Below are 22,678 nucleotides of genomic sequence, written 5' to 3'. Positions count from 1 at the left end.
AGGGCTCCTAGAACTTGCTGGTCGGCAGCGGCAGCATCAGGAAATGCGCGGCGGCGCTGTGGTTGGCATGGTTGCGGGTGATGGCGGTCATCTGCACCATGTCGAAACTCGGGCTGGAGAAGTAGATGGCCAGCGAGGCCCCGTCGCCGGTGCAGACGCGGCTGGTGTCGCCCATGCGCGGCAGCTTCAGCGGCGGCTCGACCAGCAGCAGCGGCGTGATCTCCACCACCCGCCCCATCTCGCTGCCCTGGTTGAGGGCCAGGTCGATGGTGGTCAGCATGCAGCGCTGCCGGGTGACCACGAAGGAGATGTTGAGCGCCGACTCCGCCTGGTCCTGCGCATAGATGCGCATCACGAAACGGCTGCGGCCCGGTGTGGGGATGGGCGCGGGCGCGACCTTCAGGCGGATCTCGCCGGCCTTCACGACGGGTGTCAGATCGGGCTCGCCGGTGTCGGCGTAGAGCGTGTATTTGTCGCCGCCGCCGCTGTCGATCAGGGTGGTCGGCATGACCGCCATCGACAGTTCGGTCGGGTCGAGCAGCGGTGCCGCCGCCTGGGCGCTCGCCGCGCCCAAGCTCCCCAGTCCGGCCAGGGCGGCGGCCAGCGCCAGCCGGCGCGATGCCGGCGCGTTCACTGGGTGTAGACCGCGTTCAGCGCGGTCGGGATGTAGAGGTCGAACACATCGTTGGCCTTGCCCGCGATGCCATGGCTCACCACCTTGATCCGGAAGGCGTCGATGCTGGGCGAGTGCAGATAGAAAGCCAGCTGCCCGCGGTCGTTGGTGCACAGGCGCTGCATCTCCGAGCGCTGCGGGATGAAGCCGGTGGCGGGCTCGGTGATGATGGAATAGATGTCCATGAAACGGCCCATGGACATCGCCATCGAGCCGTCGCCCATCCTGCGGAAACTGGTGCAGCGCTCCTGCGTGGCGGCGATGAAGAGGCTGTATTGCCGCGTGGGCGGCTTGCTGTCGACGATGTTGAACTGGAAATAGTCCTGGGTCATGCTCGGATCGGTGGCCAGCCCGAGCGAGCCGAGCGTGCCCTCGAAGTGCGGCGCCTTCAGCGCGATGCGCTGCATGCCGACCACCAGATCCACCGAGTAGCGGCCGGCCTCGACCGTCGCCAGGTCATTCAGCTCTATCGTCACCGGCAGCACCGCCAGGCGTGGCGGCAGCAGGGTGCTTTCCGTGGTGTCGCGCACGAAGCAGTCCTTCTTCACGCCGCCGATCGGATCGGTGAAGAGTTCGTTGCCGCAGCGAAAGCCGCCGGTGAGCTGGCGGTAGCGCCAGTTGGTGTATCTGCCGTACCAGACCTCCTTCACGCCGGTGACGGCGCACGGGCTGTCCTCGGTGCACAGCCATTTGGCATCGGCGGGCAGGGCGCCCTCGTAGATGGTGGAGATGCTGCCGCTGGGCGCGGCGCAGGCGGCATGGGCCAGGAATGCCAGCGCGAGGCCTGGCCAAGGGGGCTTGATCGAGGGCATGGGACGGCTGCGGAGGGTGGGCGAAGGCGGGTTTTTAGGCCGCGGCCGCCGCGGCTTCGGTGAAACCGGCGTCAGAACTCGGAGCGCAGCTCTCACGCTTCACCCGCGCTTGGCCTGCGCTTGACCTGCGCTTCATGCTGGCCTCATCGGCCGCCCCTAGAGTGCCAGCCCATGACCCTGCTCATCACCATCCTGGCCCTGCTCACGCTGGTCGCCGTGGCCGGCTGCATCGCCCGCTGGCTGCCGCGTGTGCCCTTGCCCATCCTGCAGGTGGCGCTCGGCGCCGTCTGCGGCTGGCCGCAGCAGAGCGTGCACCTGGCGCTGGACCCGCAGGTGTTCATGCTGCTGTTCATCCCGCCGATGCTGTTCGCCGACGGCTGGCTGATCTCCAAGCGCGAACTCGGCGCGCAGTCGCTGCCGGTGCTGATGCTGTCGGTGGGCCTGGTGCTGGCCACGGTGCTGGTCGGCGGATGGGGCATCGCCTGGCTGGTGCCCTCGCTGCCCACGCCCATGGCCTACCTGCTGGCCGCCGTGCTGTCGCCGACCGATGCGGTGGCGGTGTCGGCCATGGTGCAAGGCCAGCGCATGACGGCGCGGCTGCAGAACATCCTCGAAGGCGAGTCGCTGATGAACGACGCCACCGCGCTGGTGGCGGTGAAGTTCGCGCTGGCGGCGGCCCTGGCGCAGCATTTCTCGGCGCTGGGCGCGGCGGCGGATTTCGTGCGGGTGGCCGCGGGCGGCATCGCCGTCGGGCTGCTGTTCAGCCTGGCGGCCGACCTGCTGCTGCAGGCCCTGCTGCGCGGCCGCGAGCACCGCACCGAATTGCCGGCGGTGCTGCTGATGCTGCTCATGCCCTTCGCCCCTTATCTGCTGGCCGAGCACTGGGGCCTGTCGGGCGTGCTGGCGGCGGTGGCCGCCGGCATGGGCGCCAGCCTGCTGGCGGTGCGGCGCAGCGGCTTCAATGCCAGCCAGGTGCGCACCCGCGCCACGGCGGAGGTGGTGCGTTATGTCTTCGACGGCCTGGTCTTCCTGCTGCTGGGGCTGCAGCTCACCGGCATCCTGCATGCGCTGCCGGACCAGCTCAACCTGCTGGATTCACCACTCAGCCCTTCCGCGCTGCGGCTCTGGGGCACCGGCCTGGCGATCCTGCTGCTGCTGCTGGCGATCCGCTTCGCCGGTTTTCTGGGCGCCGGCCTGCTGCGCCGCCATGTGCCCTGGCTGCGGCGGCGCAGCTCGGGCACGCCGATGTCGCTGGCCACCGCGGCCATCGGTGCCATCGGCGGGGTGCGCGGCGCGATCACGCTGGTGGCGGTGCTGGGCGTGCCGCTCACCATGGCCGACGGCAGTCCGTTCCCGATGCGCGGCTTGATGGTGTTCCTGTCCGGGCTGGTGATCGTGCTGTCCATGGGCCTGGCGGCGCTGGCGCTGCCGCCGCTGCTGCGCCGGCTGCCGGCGGCCGGCGCCCTGCACGATCCGCATGCCGGGCGCGAGATCCGCTGGGCCCGGCGCTGCAGCGCCCGCGCCGCCCTGCGCGCCCTGGCGGCATTGGCCGCGCAGGCGCCGCCGCAGGGCCCAGCGGACATGCACCGCGACATCTGCGAGCGCATCGACCACGGCTACCGCCACCGCCTGCGCCAGGACGGCCCGGCCGCCGATGCCGACGGCCGCAGCCAATCGCGCCAGCTGATCGCCCTGGAACTGCGCCTGCGGCTGGAGATCCTGCAGGCCGAGCGCCACGAACTGGCCCGGCTGCGCCTGCGTCACCGCATCAACGACGAGACCCTGCGCCTGCTCACCCACGAACTCGACCTGGTCGAGGCGGCGGTGCGCAACACGCATTGAGGCGGCGTCAGATCACCAGCGGCGGCTCCGCCATGGCCTCGACCTGGTCGCGCAGGGTGCGCGCCTGGCCGCGCCAGTAGTCGCTGCTGCCGAACCAGGGAAAGGCGGCGGGAAAGGCCGGGTCGTCCCAGCGCCGCGCCAGCCAGGCGCTGTAGTGCAGCAGGCGCAGGGTGCGCAGCGGCTCGATCAGGGCCAACTCGCGGCGGTCGAAGCGGCGCACCTGCTCGTAGCCGTCGATCAGCACCGCCATCTGCCCGGTGCGCTGGCGGCGGTCGCCCGAGGCCAGCATCCACAGGTCCTGGATGGCGGGGCCGGTGCGGGCGTCGTCCAGGTCCACGAAATGGGGGCCGCCGCCGGGGGATTCGGCGGGCGTCCAGAGGATGTTGCCCGGGTGGCAGTCGCCATGCAGGCGGATCGCGGCCATCGGCAGGGGCTGGTCGGGCGGGCCGTCGCTGTACTCGTCTTCGTCCTCGTCGATGGCGGTGGAGCGCGGCGTCACGGAAGACAGCCCGCTGGCCGCCACCGCATCCAGCGCCTCGCGGCAGGCGTCCTGCCATTCGCTCTGCACGTCCAGCGGCAAGCCCTGGTGCTGCAGCAGCCAGTCGCGCGGCTCGAAGCCGAAGCTCTGGATGTCCAGCGCCGGCCGGGTGGCGAAGGGCCGCGCGGCGCCCACGGTGTGCAGGCGGGCCAGGAAGCGGCCGGTCCATTCCAGCACCTCGTCGTCGTCCAGCTCCGGCGAGCGGCCGCCGCGGCGCGGGCTCACGCTGAAGGAGAAACCGGCGAAGTGGTGCAGGGTGCTGCCGCCCAGCAGCAGCGGCGCCACGGCGGGCACCTCGGCGGCGCTCAGCTCGGCGGAGAAGGCGTGTTCCTCGGCGATCTGCGCATCGCTCCAGCGCCCGGGCCGGTAGAACTTGGCGATGACCTGGCTGCCGTCCTCCAGGCGCACCTGGTAGACCCGGTTCTCGTAGGAGGACAGGGCCATGATCTGGCCCTCGCCCTGCAGGCCGAGCGAGGCCAGGGCGTCGAGCACCGTGTCCGGCCCCAGGGTGGCGTAGGGGTGGAGGGTGTCGCCCGGGGCGGCGGAGGAGGGGGAGGCGAAAGGCTGGGGCATCCGGCATTGTGGCCCCGCCCGCGCCATGAAAAACGGGACCCGCAGGCCCCGCTTCATTGGCAGCCGGACGCTCAGGCGACCGTCAGCGTCACTTCGATGTTGCCGCGGGTGGCGTTGGAGTACGGGCAGACCTGGTGGGCCTTCTCCACCAGCGACTCGGCCACGCTCTTTTCCAGGCCGGGCAGGTGGATGGTCAGCGCGGCCTGGATGCCGAAGCCTTGCGGGATCGGGCCGATGCCGACGCTGGCGTCGATGGAGGCATCCGCCGGGATCTTCACCTTCTCGACGCCGGCCACGTGCTTGAGCGCACCCAGGAAGCAGGCCGAGTAGCCGGCGGCGAAGAGCTGCTCGGGGTTGGTCGCGCCGCCGGCGCCGCCGAGTTCCTTGGGCGGTGCCAGCTTGACGTCCAGCAGGCCGTCGTCCGAGCGCGAGGCGCCGTCGCGGCCGCCGGTGGAGGTGGCGTGGGCGGTGTAGAGAACCTTGTCGAGCTTGATGATGGTCATGGTGCTTCCTTTGAAAGAGAACCTCGGGTGAGGCGGGGGACGAAAAAAAAAGGGCGGTCAGGGCGACGCGCCGGGCACGGCCGCCGCGAGCTGGCCGCGCAGGGCATTGAGCCGGGCCACCAGCTCGCCCAGTTCGGGGATGCTGCAGCCGGTGCTCTCCAGGATGCAGGGCGGAATCGCCAGGGCCTGCTGGCGCAGGGCGCGGCCGGCGTCGGTCAGGCCGATCAGCACCCGGCGCTCGTCGGTGCTGTCGCGGGTGCGGGTGACCAGGCCGGCGGCCTGCATGCGCTTGAGCAGCGGGGTGAGGGTGCCGGAATCGAGGAACAGGCGCTCGCCGATGGATGACACGGTGATGCCTTCGTCCTCCCACAGGATGAGCATCACCAGGTATTGCGGATAGGTCAGGCCCAGCTCGACCAGCAGCGGCTGGTAGACCTTGGTCATGGCCAGCGAGGCCGAGTACAGGGCGAAGCATACCTGGCCGTCGAGGCGCAGGAAGTCCTCGGCCGTGGGCTGGGCCGGGTTGCTGGGGGCGGGTGTCTTCGTGACCATGGGTTGAAATGTAATTCGCAATTGAATTGTGTGCAATACAAATTTGCGAATCCGAACTGGCTTAGGCTCTATGGCTTCTGCATGCCTTCTTCCCAACGCCCATGTCCGAAGCCCCCGCCGTCTCCATTTCCGACAACCGCCCGCTGCATCGCTACGAGGCCCGGCTCGATGGCGCGCTGGCGGGCTTCTGCGAATACGAGCCGGGCGATGGCGTGGTGACCTTCACCCACACCGTGGTGCAGCCCGAATTCGAAGGGCAGGGCGTGGGCTCGGCCCTGGCGCTGCGGGTGCTCGACGACGCCCGCTCGCGCGGCCTGAAGGTGGTGCCGGCCTGCCGCTTCATCGCGGCCTATATCGCCCGGCATCCGCAATACGCCGACCTGGTGGCCTGAGGCCGGGCGCCGGTTCAGGCGCTGGCGCGCTCGACCAGCGAGAAGCCGATATCCACCACCTTCTGGCCGAAAGCCCGGCCCTCGGCCCGGTCGGCGATGAAGGCCGCGGCCTGCCGGCCGATGCCGGTGCCGTCGATGCGCACGGTGGTGATCGCCGGATGCGCGTCGCGCGCGAAGGCCAGGTCGCCGAAACCCATCACCGCGATATCGCGCGGCACCGACAGGCCTTCTGCATGGGCCTCCACGATGGCGCCATGGGCCAGTACATCCGAGCTGCAGGCCAGCACGTCCAGCTCCGGATGCGCCAGCCGCAGGGCGCGCAGGGCCTCGCGTCCGCTGCCCAGCGTCGTCGGCGCCGGCACGGTGAAGACCGGCACGCCGTGGATGCCACGCTCGGCGAAGGCACGCTCGAAACCCGTGCGCCGCTGGATGGCGCGGTGGTCGTCGCCGGTGACCACCGCCGGCCGGCGGTAGCCCTTGTCCATCAGGAAACGCGCCGCCACCTCGCCCACCTGCTCGTGCGAGAAACCCACCAGCATGTCGACCGGCGTGGGCGTCAGGTCCCAGGTCTCGACCACCGGGATGCCCGAGGCCAGCAGCCGGCGCCGGCCGCCTTCCGAACGCATGATGCCGGTCAGCACGATGCCGTCCGGCCGGCGGCCGACGATGGCGTCGATCAGCGCGTCCTCGCGCGATTCGCCGTAGCCGCTCTGGCCCAGCATCAGCTGGTAGCCGCGCCGCGCCAGGGCGTCGGTCAGGGCTTCGATGGTTTCCAGGAAGACCGGGCCTGCGATGGTCGGCACCAGCGCCGCCACCAGCCGGCTGCGGTTGGAGGCCAGGCCGCCGGCCAGCAGGTTGGGCACGTAGCCGGTGTGTTCCACCGCCAGCCGCACCTTCTCGCGGGTGTCGGGCGACACCCGCTCGGGCGTGTTGAGCGCGCGCGACACGGTGATCGCCGACACGCCCGCCAGCCGGGCCACATCGTCGAGGGTGATGCCGCCGCTGCCGCGTCGCGCGCCACGGTTGCCTGCCGGGGTGTCGGTCACTGGAATGGAAAAGCCGTCTCTATGGAGGGGGAGTACACGAAATATGCAGGGCCCGGAGCCGGCCGGGCAGGCCGATCGGACCCATGCGATTTGCCCTGCCTGGATTATGGTGGTGCCTCCGGTCAGGGACGCATGCCTACAATTTGACGCGGCAAATGCACGTTTTCGCGGCACAAGCGCCAGGATAGTCTGCAAACAAGGCGCTGTTGGCATGCTACTTCGCAGCCGCCCCAGGCGATTCGCGGACGACAATCCGGCCCTAGGAGTTTTCCACATGAGCCTTCAGTACGAGCTCAAATCCGGCAGCTATTACCTGTACGACCTGAGCGACCCGCTCAGTGCCGTCACGGGCGAACGGCGCTTCCGGCTCAAGACCGAGGACGTGGCGCTGGCCTTCGACGTGAGCACCGGCGCGCTGCACCAGCACGGCACGCCGCAGCGCATCCTGAACTGGGCGCTGGGCCACCGGCGCCGCCTGCGCGCGGCCGGCAACCAGGCCGCGGCCAACGACCTGGTGGTGGTGTCGGGCCCGCTGCCGGTCGACGAGATCAACAACTGCCTGGCCATCTCCGGCTACTGCCGCCGCATGTTCAAGCGCCTGGCCACCGTGCCCCATGGCAAGCTGCAGCGTTCGACGCAGCGCACCAGCGCGGCCCACTGAGCCTTCACCCACTCCCAGCCACGGCCGCCTCAGCGGCCGTTTGCTTTTGGTACGGCCGGATCAGGCCGCTGCCAGCGGCTTGTGATGCCGCACACCCACCACGAAGCCGACCCGCGCCACCACCGCCATCAGCGTGAGCACCGCGGCGGCCGAGATCGCCGGATCGCTGCCCAGGCTGACCAGCGCGGTGCTGATCGCGCCCACCACCATCTGCGCGCAGCCATAGAGCCCGGCGGCCGAGCCGGTCAGGCGCGGGTCCACGCTGATCGCGCGGGCCAGCGCCACCGGGCTGCAGGAGCCGGCGCCCACGGTGAACAGGAACATCAGCAGCATCACCGGCCCGACCGACAGCCAGGCGCTGCCCGCCAGCGCCAGCAGCAGGGCCGCGCAGGCCACGCTGAGCAGATTGCCCGCCATCAGCACCCGCTCCGGCGCCATGAAACGCACCAGCCGGCTGGTGCTGGCATTGCCGACCGAAAAACCGATCATCAGCAGCGCCAGGCAAAAGCCCAGCTCGGCCGGCGGCCGGTGCAACTGGCCGGCGAAGATGAAGGGCGCCGCCGCCAGGAAGGCATAGAAGGCCGTGGTCGAGCAGCCGCCGCCGATGGCGAAACCCAGGAACCGCGGCGAGGCCAGCAGCTCGCGGTAGTCGCGCGCCAGGCTGCGCGGGCTGAGCCGGCCGGTGGGGTGGCCGGTCTCGGGCAGCAGCTTGGCGGCGCAGCCCCAGGCCACCGCGCCGGTGAGCGCCAGCAGCAGGAAGATGCTGCGCCAGCCGGTATGGGTGGCGACCAGGCCGCCGACGATGGGCGCCAGCCCCGGGCCGATCACCATCATCAGGTTGAGCAGCGCAAGTTTCCTGACCGCGTCGTCGCTGCGAACCGTGTCGCGCACGATGGCCCGGCCCAGCACCAGGCCGGCGCTGCCGCCGAGGGCCTGCAGCAGCCGGGCGGCGATCAGCGCATGGATGCCGGTGGACAGCGCAGCGATCACCCCCGCCGCGGTGTAGAGCGCCAGCGCGCCCAGCAGCATCGGCCGGCGGCCAAAGGCATCGGACAGCGGCCCGTAGATCAGCTGCCCCACCGCCAGGCCGGCGATGTAGAGGCTGATCGTCATCTGCATCGCCGCCGTGCCGGTGCCCAGGTCGAGCGCCGCCTGCGGCAGGGCCGGCACGAACATATGCATGCCCAGCGTGCCGCTGAGGGTGATCAGCACCAGCAGCCAGACGGGGACCAGCGGGCGGCTCGCCGCCACGGAAGGGACCGCGCTCATGCCGCCAGCTCCTGCAGCGGCACCGGCGACAAAGCGGCGGCGACCTTCTCCAGCACCTGCAGGGCCACGGCCAGTTCCCCGGCGCTGACCTCCGACAGGCAGCGCCGCCGCGCGTCGTCCACCACCTGCTCGACTTGTGCCACCACCGCGCGGCCGGCGGCGGTCGGGCGGATCGCCTTGGCGCGGCGGTCGTCGGCGACGGTGCGTTCGGCCAGGCCGGCGGCTTCCAGGCCGTCGAGCAGGCGCACGACGGAGGAGCTGTCCAGTGTCATCGCCTGGGCCAGTTCCTTCTGCAGCATCGGCCCCTCGGCACGCGCCAGGTGCAGCAGCGGCAGCCAGGTGGCCTCGGTCAGGCCGAGCGGGCGCAGTTCCTCGTTGATCGATTTGCGCCACTGGCGCGCGTTCTGCGAAAGCAGCGCGGAGAAGCGCCGCATGTCGTGTTCCTGGGGATGGTCCATCGGGTCGGGAGGCAGACTGGGTGACAAGTCAATAGATGGTATGTCATCTATTTTTCCTCCTTCGAAAGATCCGGGAATACCCGCGCACCCTGCTCGGACGCTCAGGCGGTATCCAGGCCGAGCAGGGCATCGCGCTGCTGCCGGAAACGCGCCGCTTCGGCCGCGATCCAGGTCTGCACCAGCGTGGTCCGCGGCGAGGGCGCCATGCGGGTGACGAAGTAATAGGAGGCCCGCGAACGCACCGGCCGGCCGAAGGGCATCACCAGCCGGCCGGCGGCCAGCTCGTCCAGCACCAGCGCCGCCCGGCCCATGGCGATGCCCTGGCCGGCCAGCGCCGCGCCCAGCGCCATCTGCGACAGGTTGAAATGGTGGCCCGCCGCCATCTCGCCCAGTTGCGGCGTGTCGGCGCCGCTCTGCTGGAGCCACCACTGCCATTCCTCGAAGGTGCTGGCGCCATGCCAGGCGCTGGTGTCGTGCAGCAGGTCCTCGGCGCGCAGGTCCTGCGGGCCGCGCAGGGCGGGATGCGCCGCCAAAAAGCCGGGGCTGGCCACCGGCAGCAGCCATTCGTCGAGGAACTCGGTGGCCAGCAGGTCGTGGTAATCGCCCAGGTCGAAGCGGATGGCGGCGGCCATGTGCTCGCTCTCCATGCGTTCCCGGTCCAGCGCATGGAACTCGCCCACCACCCGCAGGCCGACCTGGGGATGGGCGCGGAACAGATCGCCCAGCCGCGGCGTGAGCCAGCCCATGGCGAAGGAGGGCGCGCAGCTGAGCGTGGTGGGCCGGTCGTCCTGCACCACCCGCAGCTGGCCGAGCGTGCCCTCGATCGCCTGGAAGGATTCGCCCAGCACCACCGCCAGCCACTGGCCCTCCGGCGTGGGCATGAGGGCACGCGGCGTGCGCAGCAGCAGCGGGCGCTGCAGGAATTCCTCCAGCTGCTTGACCTGCTGGCTCACCGCGCCCTGGGTGATGCACAGTTCCGATGCGGCCTTGGTGAAGCTTCGGCACCGTGTGGTGGCTTCGAAGCACCGTAACCATGCAAGCAGCGACGGTGTGAGGCGGATTTGCATGAGGCGGATCAGTAAGACTAATACCCGGCGAACTATAAATGCTTTGTGCCGGGGCCCCGGCGGGCGAACAATCGGTCCATCCGATCCGTCTGTCCACCATGACCCCGTCCCCATCTCCCCTGACTCTCTCCGCTCTGCAGGCCGGCCAGCCGGTGCTGTGGGCCTCCGGGGCCGATCGCTCCGGCGCTGCCGGCCCGGCCTTCAACGGCATTAGCAATGCTGATGTGGACGGCAGCGTGGCCCGGCTCGCCCGTTTTGCGCCCCTGCTGGCGCGGCTCTTCCCGGAACTGGAAGACAGCGCAGGCACCATCGAATCCAGCCTGCTGCCGGTACCCCGGCTGCAACAGGCACTGGAACTGCCCACCGCGCAGGGCCTGCTGCTGGTGAAGGCCGACCATGCCCTGCCGGTGGCCGGATCGATCAAGGCGCGTGGCGGCATCCACGAGGTGCTGGAGTACGCCGAGTCCGTCGCCCTGCAAAACGGCCTGCTTCCAGAGGGCCAGGCCAGCGACTACCGCCTGCTCGCCACCCCCTCGGCGCGCCTGGCCTTCGGCCGCTACAAGGTGGCGGTGGGCTCCACCGGCAACCTGGGCCTGGCCATCGGCGTGATGGCCTCGGCGCTGGGTTTCCAGGCGGTGGTGCACATGTCGTCCGACGCCAAGCAGTGGAAGAAGGACCGCCTGCGCCGCCGCGGCGTGGAAGTGGTGGAACATGCCGGCGACTACGCCCAGGCCGTGGCCGCCGGCCGCCGCGCGGCCGATGCCGATCCGCAATGCCATTTCGTGGACGACGAGCAGTCCCTCTCCCTGCTGCTGGGCTACGCCGCCGCCGCGCCGCACCTGGCGCGCCAGCTCGCCGCGCTCGGCCGCCCGGTCGATGCCGAACACCCGCTCTTCGTCTACCTGCCCTGCGGCGTGGGCGGCGCCCCGGGCGGCATCGCCTTCGGCCTGGCGCAGATCTACGGCCCGCATGTGCATTGCTTCTTCGCCGAGCCCACCCGCTCGCCCTGCTTCCTGGTGGAGATGCTGGCCGGCACGCCGCTGCTGGCGCACCTGGGCGCCCATCCCTCGGTCTACGACGTGGGCCAGGACAACCGCACCGAGGCCGACGGCCTGGCCGTGCCGCGTGCCTCCGAACTGGCGGCCGAAGTGGTGAAGCCCTTCATCGGCGGTGTCTACACGGTGGAAGACGACACCCTGTTCCGCGACCTGCACACCGCCGCCGCCACCGAAGGCCTGCGCATCGAGCCCTCGGCTGCCGCCGGCCTGGCCGGCCCCGCCATGCTGCTGGGCAGCGAGGCCGGCCGCGCCTACCTGCGCCGCCATGGCCTGGACACCCACATGGCAGCCGCCACCCACATCGCCTGGACCACCGGCGGCCTCTTCGTGCCCGAGGAGGAATACGCCCGTTTCCACGCCCGTGGCGCCGCCATGGCGCAGACCGCCTGATCCGAATCCCGTCCGTCCTCCTCGATTGCCCATCATGAAAACCCGCACCCTGCTCGCCTGCGCTTTCGCCGCCACCGCCGCCCTGGCCTCCACCGCCTGGGCCGAGGCGCCTTTCCCCTCGCGCCCGGTCACCCTGGTGATTCCCTTCCCGCCCGGTGGCGCCACCGACGTGGTCGGCCGCCTGATCGGCAAGACCCTGGGCGACAAGCTCGGCCAGCCGGTGATCGTCGACAACCGCGCCGGCGCCGGCACCATCATCGGCGCCACCTACACCGCCAAGGCCGCGCCGGACGGCTACACCCTGCTGATCAGCTCGGGCACCACCTTCACCGTCAACCCGGCGCTGCAGCCCAAGCTTTCCTACGACCCGCTCAAGAGCTTCGAGCCGATCGGCCTGGTGGCCCGCACCGGCCTGATCCTGCTGGCCAACAAGGACGTGCCGGCCAGCACGCCCAAGCAGTACGTCGAGCTGGTCAAGGCCAACCCCGACAAGTACTCCTACGGCTCCTTCGGCACCGGCACCACCGCCCAGTTCACCGGCGAGTTGATGCTGCGCGCCACCGGAACGAAGATGGTCCATGTGCCCTACAAGGGCAGCGCGCCGGCCATGACCGACCTGATGGGCGGCCAGATCCCCTTCTCGGTGGACACCGTCTCCGCCGCCATCCCGCAGCTGAAGAGCGGCAAGATCAAGGCCATCGCCGTGACCACGGCCAAGCGCTCGGCCCTGCTGCCCAACGTGCCCACCTTCGCCGAGAGCGGCTTCGACCTGGATGCCGACACCTGGATCGCCGTGGTCGCGCCCCACGGCCTGCCGCCGGCCGTCAAGGCCCGCCTGGAAAAGGCCCTGCAGGACACGGTGGCCGACCCCGAAGTGCGCGAGAAGCTCATAGGCGCCGGCCTGGAACCCGGCTGGCAGAACGGCGCGGCCACCGCCAGCCTGATCGAGAAGGAACTGCCGCTGATGCGCGCCATCGCCCTGCGTGCCAACATCCGGGCCGAATGAAACACCTGACGCTGCCCCCCATCGCCTCCGCCGGCCAGCCGCTGGCGGCCATCGACACCCCCGCGCTGGTCCTGGACCTGGACGCCTTCGAACGCAACCTCGACCGCCTCCAGGCCGCCGCCGACGCCGCCGGCGTCAAGCTGCGCCCCCACGGCAAGGCCCACAAGACCCCTGCCGTGGCCCTGGCGCAGATCGCCCGCGGCGCGGTCGGCATCTGCTGCCAGAAGGTCAGCGAGGCGCTGCCCTTCATCGAAGCGGGTGTCGCCGACATCCACATCAGCAACGAGATCGCCTCGCTGCCCAAGGCCGCCTTGCTGGCGCAGGCGGCGCTGGTGGCGCGCATGAGCGTGTGCGTGGACGACATCGTCCAGGTCGACATGCTCGGCCAGGCCGCGGCACAGGCCGGCAGCCGCCTCGGCGTGTTCGTGGAGATCGACATCGGCCATGGCCGCTGCGGCGTGACCGGCATCGAGGGCGTGTTGCCGCTGCTCGACCGCATCGCCCGCCATCCGCAACTGGAATTCCGCGGCCTGCAGGCCTATCACGGCACGCTGCAGCACCTGCGTTCCCACGCGGAGCGGCGCGAGCGCTCGGCCCGCGCCGCCGCCCGCGCGGGAGAAGTGGTGCTGGCGCTGGAAGCCCGCGGCGTGCGCTGCGGGACCGTCACCGGCGGCGGCAGCGGCAGCGCCGAATTCGACTTCGCCAGCGGTGTCTTCACCGAGATCCAGGCCGGCTCCTATGCCTTCATGGACCGCGACTACGGCGACAACGAATACACCGACACGCTGCGTTTCGAGCATGCGATGTTCCTGGCCTGCACGGTGATGAGCACCGCCGCGAAGGGCCATGCGGTGGTCGATGCCGGCCTCAAGTCCCTGACCACCGACTCCGGCCTGCCCGGCATCTGGCCGCCCGGCCGGCTGCGCTACCACCAGGCCAGCGACGAACACGGCGTGGTGCATGCCATCGACGGCCCGCTGCCCGCGCTGGGCCAGCAACTGCTGCTGGTGCCCGGCCACTGCGACCCCACCATCAACCTGCACGACCAGATCGTCTGCCTGCGCGCCGGCGTGGTCGAAGCGCTGTGGCCGGTATCCTCGCGCGGCCTCAGCCGCTGACTGCCACCGAAACCATGTCACACGAAGAAATCGTCGCCCTTCCCGCCACCGAAATGCGCCGCCGGATCGGCGCGCGCCAGCTCTCGCCGGTCGAGTTGCTGGATGCCTGCATCGCCCGCATCGAGGCGACCAACCCCTACGTCAACGCCGTCACCGCGACCAGCTTCGAGCGCGCCCGCGGCGAAGCCCGCGCGGCCGAGGCCGCCGTCATGGCCGGCAAGCCCCTGGGCCTGCTGCACGGCCTGCCACTGGGCGTGAAGGATCTGGAGAACACCGAGGGCCTGCTGACCACCTTCGGCTCGCCGATCTACCGCGCCAACGTGCCCACGGCCGACAACGAGCTGGTGGCCCGCCTGCGCGCGGCCGGCGCCATCGTCGCCGGCAAGACCAACGTGCCCGAGATGGGCGCCGGCGCCAACAGCTTCAACCCGGTCTGGGGCGCCACCGGCAATCCCTTCGATCCGCGCCTGAACGCGGGCGGCTCCTCCGGTGGCTCGGCCGCCGCGCTGGCGCTGGACATGCTGCCGGTGTGCACCGGCTCCGACACCGGTGGCTCGCTGCGCATCCCGGCGGCCAAGTGCGGCGTGGTGGGTTTCCGGCCGTCGCCCGGCGTGGTGCCCAGCGTGCGCAAGCCGCTGGGCTGGACACCGATCTCGGTGGTCGGCCCCATGGGCCGCACGGTGGCCGATGCCTGCCTGCAGCTGGCGGCGACGGCCGGCATGTCGGCCGGCGATCCGCTGAGTTATCCGCTCGATCCCCTGGATTTCCTGCTGCCGCAGAACGTGGACCTGGGCACGCTGCGGGTGGGCTACACCGAGGACTTCGGCGCCTGCGCGGTGGACGAGGGCATCCGCGCGGTGTTCCGCGCCAAGATCGAGGCGATGCGGCATCTGTTCCGCAGCTGCGAGCCGGTGGCGCTGGATCTCGGCGAGGTGCATCGCTGCTTCGACGTGCTGCGGGCCGAGGCCTTCGTCGCCGGCATGCGCGAGGCCTATGAGCGCGATCCTTCGAGCCTGGGGCCGAATCCCCGCGCCAACTACGAGATGGGTGCTGCGATGAAGCTGGTCGATTGCGCGTGGGCGCAGGCGGAGCAGACACGCATCCTGGGTCGCTTCCAGGCGGCTTACCGCGAGTTCGATGTGATCCTGGCGCCTACCACGCCGGTGTCGCCTTTCCCCTGGACGCAGCCGCATGCGGCCTTCATCAACGGGGAGCGGCAGGAGAACTACTACCGGTGGTTGTCGCTGACCTATGTGACCACTTTGACCACGCATCCTTCGCTGGCCTTGCCTTGCGGGGTGGATGCGGCGGGGATGCCGTTCGGGCTGCAGGTGGTGGGCGGCTTCCGGCAGGACCGGTTCACGCTGGGGGTGGGGCATGCGATGGAGCAGGCGTTCGCTGCTTCTGCCCTGCTGCGCAGGCCCTTGCCTGATGTGTCACGGCTGGCTTTTCATGAGCCTGGGTTGAGGTCTATCGTGACTGCGCCGGCTGTGTTGGATGCTGGGGCTTCTTTGGGGGTGGCTTCGGCTGTTTGAGGTTTTTTTTCCCCTTGGCGGGGGTGGTTCTCCTGCGGAGGGCGGAGCTGGGGCTGCGCGCCCCAGACCGCGCTCACTTTCTTTGCTTCGCCAAAGAAAGTAAGCAAAGAAAGGCGACCCGGCTGCGGGAGTCCCCCTCCTGCGGAGGGGGCACGCTGCGGTGCTCGCAAAAGCGGGGTCCACGACAACTCGCTTCGCTCAAACAGGTCGTGGCCCTGATCCGCTTTTGCTGCGCTCCTCACTCACCCGCAGACGGGACCCGGGGAGCGGGGACAGCCGCTGCTTCGCAGGGCGACGGGCCGTCGCTGCGCTCGGCCTCTGATTGAATAACCCGCCCTTGGCATCGGCCGCATTTCAGTGGAGGCCGAGCGCAGCGAAGGCCCGTTGCGCTGCGAAGCAGCCGCTGTCCCCGCTCCCGCTCCCGGGTCCCGTGAGCCCGAGAGCGAGGAACGGAGCAAAGGCGGATCAGGGCCACGACCTGTTTGAGCGAAGCGCAGCGTAGCGAGTTGTCGTGGACCCCGCCTTTGCGAGTACCGCAGCGGTGCCCGAAGGGCCTCGGGTGTCGGGTCGCCTTTCTTTGCTTACTTTCTTTGGCGAAGCAAAGAAAGTGAGCGCGGTCTGGGGCGCGCAGCCCCAGCTCCGCCCTCCGCAGGAGAACCAAGCCCCCGCAGGAGACCCAGCCCTCCGCCAAGGAGACAAACCAGAGAATCAAGCCCCCCAGGCCACCCCATCCTTGCGAAGGTCAGAAGCACCAACCAGCATCCCATCGGCCCGACGCATCACGAACTGCGCCCCCCCGAAGTCGCTGCGCCCGCCCAGCTCGCCAGCACCCACCGGATCGGTATAGCCAGCCTCCCGCAAGGCCCGCGTCACCGCATCGGGCATCCCGGCCTCGATGGCCAGCGCCGACTGCGATTCCAGCCGCCACCGAGGCGCATCCAGCGCCGCCTGCAGCGGCTCCCCGAACGCGGCCACGCGCAGCAGCAATTGCAGCTGCCCCTGAGGCTGCATCGCCCCGCCCACGACACCGAAGGCGCCGAAGAACCGCCCATCCTGGAGCGCAGCCCCCGGCACCACCGTGTGATAAGGCCGCTTCCCAGGCGCAGGCCCGTTGATGTGCCCAGGCTTCGAGAATCCGAACCCCCGGTTCTGCAGCACGAAGCCGCAACCCGGCGCAGCGATGCCCGAGCCGAAGCGCTTGAACACGCTGGTCATCAGCGTGACGGCCAGCCCGTCTCGGTCCACCACCACGGTGCACACCGTGTTGCCGGCCGGATCGGCCACCGTGCGCTGCGCCCACTGCATGGCCTCGCCCATGGCCTGCACCGTCTTCACCACGGTGGCGGGGTCGGACGGATCGAGCTGCAGCGGCTCCAGCGCATCCAGCGCCCGCAACACCGCCACGCCATGGGTGTTGGGCGGGCATTCCAGCACCGTCAGCCCGCGAAAGGAGGTCGAGGCCGGCGCGCAGAAATGCCCGCTGTGGTTCGCGAAATCCTCGGCCGTCAGCACGCCGCCCAGGGCCTGCACGTTGCGCGCGGCGGCACGCGCGGCGGCGCCGAAATAGAAGGCGTCCGGGCCCTGCTCGGCGATGTCCGACAGCACCCGTCCCAGGGCGGGATTGGCGAACCGCTCGCCGGCCTTGGGCGGCTGCGTCGCCCGGTACGGCTCGGCACTGGCCGGGTCGCGCAGCAGCACCTTGGCGAACAGCGCCCATTCGCGGGCGCAGACCGGCGCCACCTCGAAGCCGTTCATCGCCGCGGCGATGGCGGGCGCGAACAGCTCGGGCCAGGGCAGGCGGCCGAAGCGCCCGTGCATGTCGGCCCAGCCGCGCACCGCGCCGGGCACCGTCACCGCATAGGGATGGCGCTCGGGGATGCGCTGGTCCGGCAGGGCCTCGACCAATGACGTCTCCAGCCCGGCCGGCGCGCGCCCGGTGCCGTTGTAGCTGACGGGCGTGCCGTCGGCCTGCACCACCATGGCCAGCATGTCGCCGCCGATGCCGGTGGCCATGGGCTCGACCACACCCAGCACCGCGTCGGCGGCGATCGCCGCGTCCACCGCGCTGCCGCCGGCCAGCAGCATCTGCCGTGCGGCGGCCGAGGCCAGGGGATGGCCGGTGGCCACCATGCAGTTGGCCGCCACCACGCCCTGCGGCGAAACCGAAGAACCCGTCATGCCGCTCAGCTCCAGATCGTCACCGCGCAGATCGTCGCCACGATCAGCCCCGTCACCACCGGCAGCAGCAGCGCACGCACCGCCTCCAGCACCGGCACCCGGGCGAAGCCGGCCACCGCGATCAGCGAGGACCAGGCCACCAGCGTGCCGCCGCCGGTCCACACCGCGCCCATCTGGCCGATGGCGGCCAGCGTGGCGGCGTCCATGCCGGCGGCCGGCGCCAGCGCGCCGGAGAGCGAGCCGGTCAGCGGCAGGCCGGCGAAGCCGGAGCCGTCGATGCCGGTGATCATGCCCACGATCAGGATGCCGAAGGCCACGAAGAGATGGCTGTGCGGGATCAGGTGTTCGGCCGACTGGATCAGCTCGAACAGCAGGTGCGGCGGCGTGGTGCCCTGGGCGATGTTGAGAATGGGGCCGGCCGTCTCGCCCGCGCCCACGAAGAAGAAGCCGGCGATCGGCAGCACCGAGCCCATGGCCTTGAAGGCGAAGACGAAGCCGCTGGTGATGTGGTCGGCACTCACGTCCAGCATCTTGCGCGGGCCGTCGGCGGCCAGCGATGCCAGGATCATCAGCAGCGCCGCCATGCCGCCCACCAGCGTGGCCGCTTCACCGCCGCGCAGCGGCGGCAGCGAGGGCATGAGCTTGGGCGCGATCATGGTGACGATCACCGCCAGGAAGGCCAGCGGCGTCAGCACCGCGAACACCTTGGACCAGAACACGCGTTTGGCCGGCGCCGAGGCCAGGGCGCGGTCGACCGCCTTGTCGGAGAGCAGCGTGTCGCGGCCGTTCGTTCCGCGCGCCAGCTCGGCCTTGTCGAAGGTGCCGGCCTCTTCCAGGCGCTCGGTCTCCAGGCCGCTGGACTGCGCCTGCCAGGCCACCAGCAGCGAGTTGCTCGCCGGCTGGATGCGTTTGCGGATCGACAGGTAACCCAGCACCAGTGCGATGCCGCCGACGATCAGCGACAGCACCAGCGCCCGGTCCGCCACCACGGCGGCGCTGACGGCGGCACCGGCGGCCTTGGCGCTGATGCCCGGGGCCACGCCGATCACGTAGTCCGAAGACAGGGCCATGCCCTGGCCGGCGATGGCGATGGCCATAGCGCCCGCCAGCGGCGGCAGGCCGGCTGCGATGGCAGCGGGCAGCAGCACCGCAGACACCAGCGGCACGGCCGGCGTGGGCCAGAAGAACAGCGAGATGAAGTAGGTGATGCCCGCCAGGATGAAGAAGGCGGTGTGGCCGTTCTTCATCACCGCGCGGAAGGGCTCGACCATGCGGATGTCCGAACGCAGCTCCTTGAGGGCATTGAGCAGCGCCGTCATCAGCGCGATGACCAGGAAGATGTTGAACAGTTCCTTGGCCGCCACGAAGCTGGCCGTGAAGATGCTGCCCAGCGCCGTGACCGGGCTGTGCGACCAGGCGAAGACCACGCAGAAGGTGGCGAGGATGGAAGGCACCACCACATTGGCCCGCAGGATCATCGTCAGCACGATGACCGCGACCCCCGCCAGATAAGTCCAGTGCGCGGCACCGATGACGACATGCTGATCCATGGAAAAGGCAACTCCTGTACGACCGTGGGTTGAGGGCTCAACGTCAGTTTGTATACTGTATTCGTTGATCTGCCTCAAAGGAGTAGCAATTACCCTGCCCGGTTTTGCTGGTGCATACAGAGGAATTTACGCTCTATAACGGCGTGATTTCCGAGGGTGTGCACGCTTGCGGTGCGTATCGCATGTGATCTCTATTCGGTATACCGTCCAGCAAAAAACCTCCATGACCGCAAAGTCGTGGAGGCTGGTTGCCGGAGCCGGGCTTCGCGGCGTCAGACGGTCTCGGCCGCCTGTGCCTGGAAGGTGAAGCTGTCCGCGTAGAGGTGGTCGATGCTGGCGCCCAGGGCCAGGAAATCGCGCCGGGCCTCTTCGATCATGGCGGGCGAGCCGCAGAGGTAGATGGCGTGCTCGGACAGGTCCGGGAAGTCCTCGGCCACCGCCTGCTGCACATGGCCGCGACGGCCTTGCCAGTCCTCGTCCGCGCGCGAGAGCACCGGCACATAGCTGAAGTCGTCGAAACGTTCCGCCCAGGTCTGGATCTCCTCGTGCAGATAGAGATCCGCTTCGGTGCGCACGCCCCAGTACAAGGCGACGGGCGGGCCGTCCTCGCTGTCCATCAGCGACTCCAGGATGGCCTTGATCGGCGCCAGGCCGGTGCCGGTGGCCACCAGCAGCAGCGGGCGGTAGTCCTCGGGGTGGTGGCAGAAGTTCCCCAGGGGCAGTTCGATCTCCAGCAGGTCGCCGGCCTGCAGCGCGTTCACCCGGTGGTGGGTGAAGCGGCCTTCGGGGATGCGACGCAGGTGGAAGTCGAGTTGGCCGCCCTCCGGCCGCGAGGCCATGGAGAAGCTGCGCGGGCTGCCGTCCTCCAGGAACAGGTTGACGTACTGGCCGGGGCGGTAGACCAGGTCGGCGGCCGCCGCCTCGGGCAGCGTGATGGTGAGGTGGCTCACGCCATCGCCCAGCGCCCGCACGGCGGACACCGTCGCCATGTGGCGGGCCGGCGCCGAGCAGGGCGCCAGACGGCGTTCCGGCAGCAGCGTGACGTCGCTCAGCGCATGGGCCTGGCAGGCGAGGGCGAAGCCGGCGGCGGCCTCCTCTTCGCTGATGCCGGGCGGGAATTCCTGGTAGCCGACCGAACCCGAGGCCACCCGCACCCGGCAGGTGCCGCAGGTGCCGAAGCGGCAGTCGTGCGGCAGGTGTTGGCCGGCACGGTCCGCGCCTTCGAGCAGGGTCTCGCCCTCGTCCACCTCGAAGGAGGCGGCGGGTTCCATCAGGTGCACGCGGTAGGCCATGGCGGGTCCTTCTTCTTGCAGGGGGCTTACTTCTTGATGTCGGCCTGCACCAGGACCTTGTGGCCCAGGGGCGCCAGCATCTCGGCCAGGGCGGCCAGCGCGGCCACGCCGGCGGCGGTGTCCTGCTCGCCATTGCCGCCCGACAGGCCGATGCCGCCGACCACCTGGTCGTCGATCACGATGGGGAAGCCGCCGACGAAGACGGCGAACTTGCCTTCGAAGCTCCACTGGATGCCGAAGGCCTCGTTGCCCGGCAGGGCCGGGCCGTTGGGCGCCGTGTTGAACAGATGGGTGGAGCGCTTGTGGCCGGCCGCCGTGAAGGCCTTGTTCCAGGCGATCTGCGGGCCGGTGATGCGGGCGCCGTCCATGCGTTCCAGGGCGATGGGGTAGCCGCCGTCGTCGCAGACGCAGATCGATTCGAGCACGCCGATCTCCTTGGACTTGGCGATCGCGGCGGCGATCATGGTGCGGGCTTCGGGCAGTTCGAGGCGGATGACGTTTTTCATGTTCGGGAGGGTGTGAGGAGGGAAAAAAGGGAATCAGGCGCCGCGGTACACGGTCTTGGTCTGCAGGAAGAATTCCAGGCCGCCGCGGCCCGACTCGCGGAAGGTGGAGGTGCTGGAGTTCTTCAGCCCGCCGAAGGGCGCGTTGATCAGGTTGCCGGTGGTCGTGCGGTTGATCTTCACCGTGCCCGATTCGATGTCCAGCGCGAAGGCATGGGCATAACGCGGGTTGCGGGTGCAGATGGCGGCGGACAGGCCGTATTCGGTGTCGTTGGCCTGGGCCAGCGCGTCGGCATAGTCGGCCACTTCGATGATGGCGAGCACCGGGCCGAAGATCTCCTCACGGGCGATGCGCATCTGCTGGGTCACGCCACCGAAGACGGTGGGCGCCACGTAATAGCCCTTGGCGAATTCACCCTCGGTGAGCTGTTCGCCGCCGCACAGCAGCTGGGCTTCCTGCTTGCCGATCTCGATGTAGCGCAGCACGTTCTTCAGCTGGTTGGCGCTGGCGAGCGGGCCCAGGTCCATGCCCTTGGTCAAACCGCTGCCGATCTTCAGGGTCTTGACCTTGGCGACCAGCTTCTCGGTGAAGGCGGCCAGGACGGACTTCACGACCATGATGCGGCTGGTGCCGGTGCAGGCCTGGCCGGAGAGCGAGAGGCCGCCCTTGACGGCCAGGTCCACCGCCAGGTCCAGGTCGGCGTCTTCCATCACGATCAGCGGGTTCTTGCCGCCCAGCTCCATCTGGGTGCGGGTGGTGAGGCTGGCGGCGCGGTGGATCTGCTGGCCGGCCGCGGTGGAGCCGGTGAAGGTGATGGCGCGCACGGCGGGCGCGGTGGTCAGCACCGGGCCCACTTCGCCGGCGCGGCCGGTGACGAAGTTCAGCACGCCGGCCGGCAGGCCGCCGTGCACCAGGGCCTCGACCAGGCGCAGGCCCGACAGCGGTGCCTCGGACGAAGGCTTGAAGACGACGGTATTGCCGGTCACCAGCGCCGGGGCGATCTTGCGGGCCGGGATGGAGACGGGGAAGTTCCAGGGCGCGATCACGGTCACCACGCCCAGCGGCTCGCGCTGGGTGTAGACCACCATGTCGGCATCGTCCTGGGGGAAGGTCTCGCCGGTGTAGCCCTGGGCTTCGACCGCGTAGAAACGCAGGGTCTGCGCCGAACGCAGGAACTCGTCCTTGGCCAGGCCCAGGCCCTTGCCTTCCTCGCGGGTCAGCTCCTCGGCGAAGCGGTCGGCATTCGCTTCCAGGTAGTCGGCCGCGGCCAGCAGCACCTTGGCACGTTTCGTGATGGAGGTTTTCTTCCAGCCGGCGAAGGCGGCCTGGGCGGCATCGACCGCTTCCTGTGCGTCTTCCGCGCCCGAGGCCTGGAACAGGCCGACCGTCTCTCCGGTATCCGCCGGATTGGTGTCGGCGAAGGTGGCGCCGCTGCGGCAGGGCTTCCAGGCGCCCGAGATGTAGTTGTCGAAGGTGGTGGTGGCAGGCAGGGTCATGTCGGAAGACGAGTGGCTTTGTGCGAATACTGTATACCAAACTTGATCTGACGCAAATGGGTGCGGCGCGATTCCTGCTAGTAAAACTCCGAAATGCGCTTGAGCGTCTTTTTAATTCGGTATACAGTATTCGTACTTCTTCATCTTCCACCCCAGCAGGAGCCG

The 22,678-nt window shown here is 69.9% G+C and carries 21 protein-coding genes; 7 read left to right on the top strand and 14 right to left on the bottom strand.

Going from position 1 to position 22,678, the window contains the following annotated elements; genetic code table 11:
* Window positions 1-7: 7 nt before the first annotated feature.
* On the bottom strand, window positions 8-634 hold the full coding sequence (locus GT347_RS11770; RefSeq protein ID WP_160552133.1) for a hypothetical protein: 627 nt from the start codon (window positions 632-634) through the stop codon (window positions 8-10).
* Window positions 631-1,485: a hypothetical protein gene (locus GT347_RS11765; protein ID WP_160552132.1), complete on the bottom strand. Its 855-nt coding sequence runs from the start codon at window positions 1,483-1,485 to the stop codon at window positions 631-633. Before GT347_RS11765 ends, GT347_RS11770 begins: the two co-directional genes overlap by 4 nt.
* A 171-nt stretch (window positions 1,486-1,656) precedes the next feature.
* Here GT347_RS11765 and GT347_RS11760 point away from each other — a divergent pair, with 171 nt between their 5' ends.
* Window positions 1,657-3,327 (top strand): Na+/H+ antiporter, encoded by a 1,671-nt coding sequence (locus GT347_RS11760; RefSeq protein WP_160552131.1) that lies wholly within the window; start codon window positions 1,657-1,659, stop codon window positions 3,325-3,327.
* Between the two features lie 7 nt (window positions 3,328-3,334).
* Here GT347_RS11760 and GT347_RS11755 read toward each other — a convergent pair whose 3' ends face one another.
* The 3 genes from GT347_RS11755 to GT347_RS11745 all read right to left on the bottom strand — a co-directional run bounded on the left by GT347_RS11755 (window position 3,335) and on the right by GT347_RS11745 (window position 5,493).
* Window positions 3,335-4,438, bottom strand: a complete 1,104-nt coding sequence (locus tag GT347_RS11755; RefSeq protein ID WP_160552130.1) for a serine/threonine protein kinase — start codon at window positions 4,436-4,438, stop codon at window positions 3,335-3,337.
* 71 nt (window positions 4,439-4,509) lie between these two features.
* Entirely contained in the window at window positions 4,510-4,932 is a 423-nt protein-coding gene (locus tag GT347_RS11750; protein ID WP_160555313.1) for an organic hydroperoxide resistance protein, read from the bottom strand.
* Window positions 4,933-4,998: 66 nt separating this feature from the next.
* A complete protein-coding gene (locus GT347_RS11745; RefSeq protein WP_160552129.1) occupies window positions 4,999-5,493 on the bottom strand; it encodes a MarR family winged helix-turn-helix transcriptional regulator in 495 nt (164 codons plus the stop codon).
* A 101-nt stretch (window positions 5,494-5,594) separates the two neighbouring features.
* On the opposite strand from GT347_RS11745, the gene GT347_RS11740 reads away from it, so the two are divergent.
* Window positions 5,595-5,885: a GNAT family N-acetyltransferase gene (locus GT347_RS11740; protein WP_160552128.1), complete on the top strand. Its 291-nt coding sequence runs from the start codon at window positions 5,595-5,597 to the stop codon at window positions 5,883-5,885.
* 14 nt (window positions 5,886-5,899) lie between these two features.
* Here the strand turns inward: GT347_RS11740 and GT347_RS11735 are convergent, their stop codons facing one another.
* On the bottom strand, window positions 5,900-6,931 hold the full coding sequence (locus GT347_RS11735) for a LacI family DNA-binding transcriptional regulator (RefSeq protein WP_229722844.1): 1,032 nt from the start codon (window positions 6,929-6,931) through the stop codon (window positions 5,900-5,902).
* A 274-nt stretch (window positions 6,932-7,205) separates the two neighbouring features.
* Between GT347_RS11735 and GT347_RS11730 the strand changes: the two genes are divergently transcribed.
* A complete protein-coding gene (locus GT347_RS11730) occupies window positions 7,206-7,592 on the top strand; it encodes a hypothetical protein (protein ID WP_160552126.1) in 387 nt (128 codons plus the stop codon).
* Window positions 7,593-7,652: 60 nt separating this feature from the next.
* Here the strand turns inward: GT347_RS11730 and GT347_RS11725 are convergent, their stop codons facing one another.
* The 3 genes from GT347_RS11725 to GT347_RS11715 form a co-directional block, all read right to left on the bottom strand.
* Window positions 7,653-8,861 carry a multidrug effflux MFS transporter gene (locus tag GT347_RS11725; RefSeq protein WP_160552125.1) on the bottom strand — a complete coding sequence of 403 codons (1,209 nt, stop codon included), beginning with the start codon at window positions 8,859-8,861 and terminating at the stop codon, window positions 7,653-7,655.
* Window positions 8,858-9,319: a MarR family winged helix-turn-helix transcriptional regulator gene (locus GT347_RS11720; protein ID WP_160552124.1), complete on the bottom strand. Its 462-nt coding sequence runs from the start codon at window positions 9,317-9,319 to the stop codon at window positions 8,858-8,860. The genes GT347_RS11725 and GT347_RS11720 overlap by 4 nt, the downstream gene beginning before the upstream one ends.
* 101 nt (window positions 9,320-9,420) lie before the next feature.
* Window positions 9,421-10,386 carry a LysR substrate-binding domain-containing protein gene (locus GT347_RS11715; protein ID WP_160552123.1) on the bottom strand — a complete coding sequence of 322 codons (966 nt, stop codon included), beginning with the start codon at window positions 10,384-10,386 and terminating at the stop codon, window positions 9,421-9,423.
* A gap of 98 nt (window positions 10,387-10,484) precedes the next feature.
* Between GT347_RS11715 and GT347_RS11710 the strand changes: the two genes are divergently transcribed.
* Genes GT347_RS11710 through GT347_RS11695 form a run of 4 tightly spaced genes read left to right on the top strand, consistent with a single transcriptional unit; the run spans window position 10,485 to window position 15,493 of the window.
* Window positions 10,485-11,834: a D-serine ammonia-lyase gene (locus GT347_RS11710; protein ID WP_160552122.1), complete on the top strand. Its 1,350-nt coding sequence runs from the start codon at window positions 10,485-10,487 to the stop codon at window positions 11,832-11,834.
* A 34-nt stretch (window positions 11,835-11,868) separates the two neighbouring features.
* On the top strand, window positions 11,869-12,840 hold the full coding sequence (locus GT347_RS11705; protein WP_160552121.1) for a Bug family tripartite tricarboxylate transporter substrate binding protein: 972 nt from the start codon (window positions 11,869-11,871) through the stop codon (window positions 12,838-12,840).
* On the top strand, window positions 12,837-13,958 hold the full coding sequence (locus GT347_RS11700) for a DSD1 family PLP-dependent enzyme (protein WP_160552120.1): 1,122 nt from the start codon (window positions 12,837-12,839) through the stop codon (window positions 13,956-13,958). The genes GT347_RS11705 and GT347_RS11700 overlap by 4 nt, the downstream gene beginning before the upstream one ends.
* A gap of 14 nt (window positions 13,959-13,972) precedes the next feature.
* Window positions 13,973-15,493, top strand: coding sequence for an amidase (locus GT347_RS11695; RefSeq protein ID WP_160552119.1), 1,521 nt, complete (start codon window positions 13,973-13,975; stop codon window positions 15,491-15,493).
* Window positions 15,494-16,201: 708 nt separating this feature from the next.
* On the opposite strand, the gene GT347_RS11690 is transcribed toward GT347_RS11695, so the two are convergent.
* The 5 genes from GT347_RS11690 to GT347_RS11670 form a co-directional block, all read right to left on the bottom strand.
* The gene (locus tag GT347_RS11690; RefSeq protein ID WP_160552118.1) at window positions 16,202-17,671 is read right to left on the bottom strand and encodes a gamma-glutamyltransferase family protein; all 1,470 of its coding nucleotides are present in this window, start codon (window positions 17,669-17,671) and stop codon (window positions 16,202-16,204) included.
* 5 nt (window positions 17,672-17,676) lie between these two features.
* Entirely contained in the window at window positions 17,677-19,221 is a 1,545-nt protein-coding gene (locus GT347_RS11685) for a hypothetical protein (RefSeq protein ID WP_160552117.1), read from the bottom strand.
* Window positions 19,222-19,493: 272 nt separating this feature from the next.
* Complete coding sequence (locus GT347_RS11680) at window positions 19,494-20,513, bottom strand: 2Fe-2S iron-sulfur cluster-binding protein (RefSeq protein WP_160552116.1); 1,020 nt, start codon at window positions 20,511-20,513, stop codon at window positions 19,494-19,496.
* Between the two features lie 26 nt (window positions 20,514-20,539).
* Window positions 20,540-21,019, bottom strand: a complete 480-nt coding sequence (locus GT347_RS11675) for a GlcG/HbpS family heme-binding protein (protein ID WP_160552115.1) — start codon at window positions 21,017-21,019, stop codon at window positions 20,540-20,542.
* A gap of 33 nt (window positions 21,020-21,052) precedes the next feature.
* On the bottom strand, window positions 21,053-22,513 hold the full coding sequence (locus tag GT347_RS11670; protein ID WP_160552114.1) for an aldehyde dehydrogenase family protein: 1,461 nt from the start codon (window positions 22,511-22,513) through the stop codon (window positions 21,053-21,055).
* Window positions 22,514-22,678 lie beyond the last annotated feature (165 nt).

It is taken from the genome of Xylophilus rhododendri (genome assembly GCF_009906855.1).
GTDB lineage: Bacteria > Pseudomonadota > Gammaproteobacteria > Burkholderiales > Burkholderiaceae_C > Xylophilus > Xylophilus rhododendri.
This window is presented reverse-complemented; position numbering and strand designations above follow the sequence as displayed.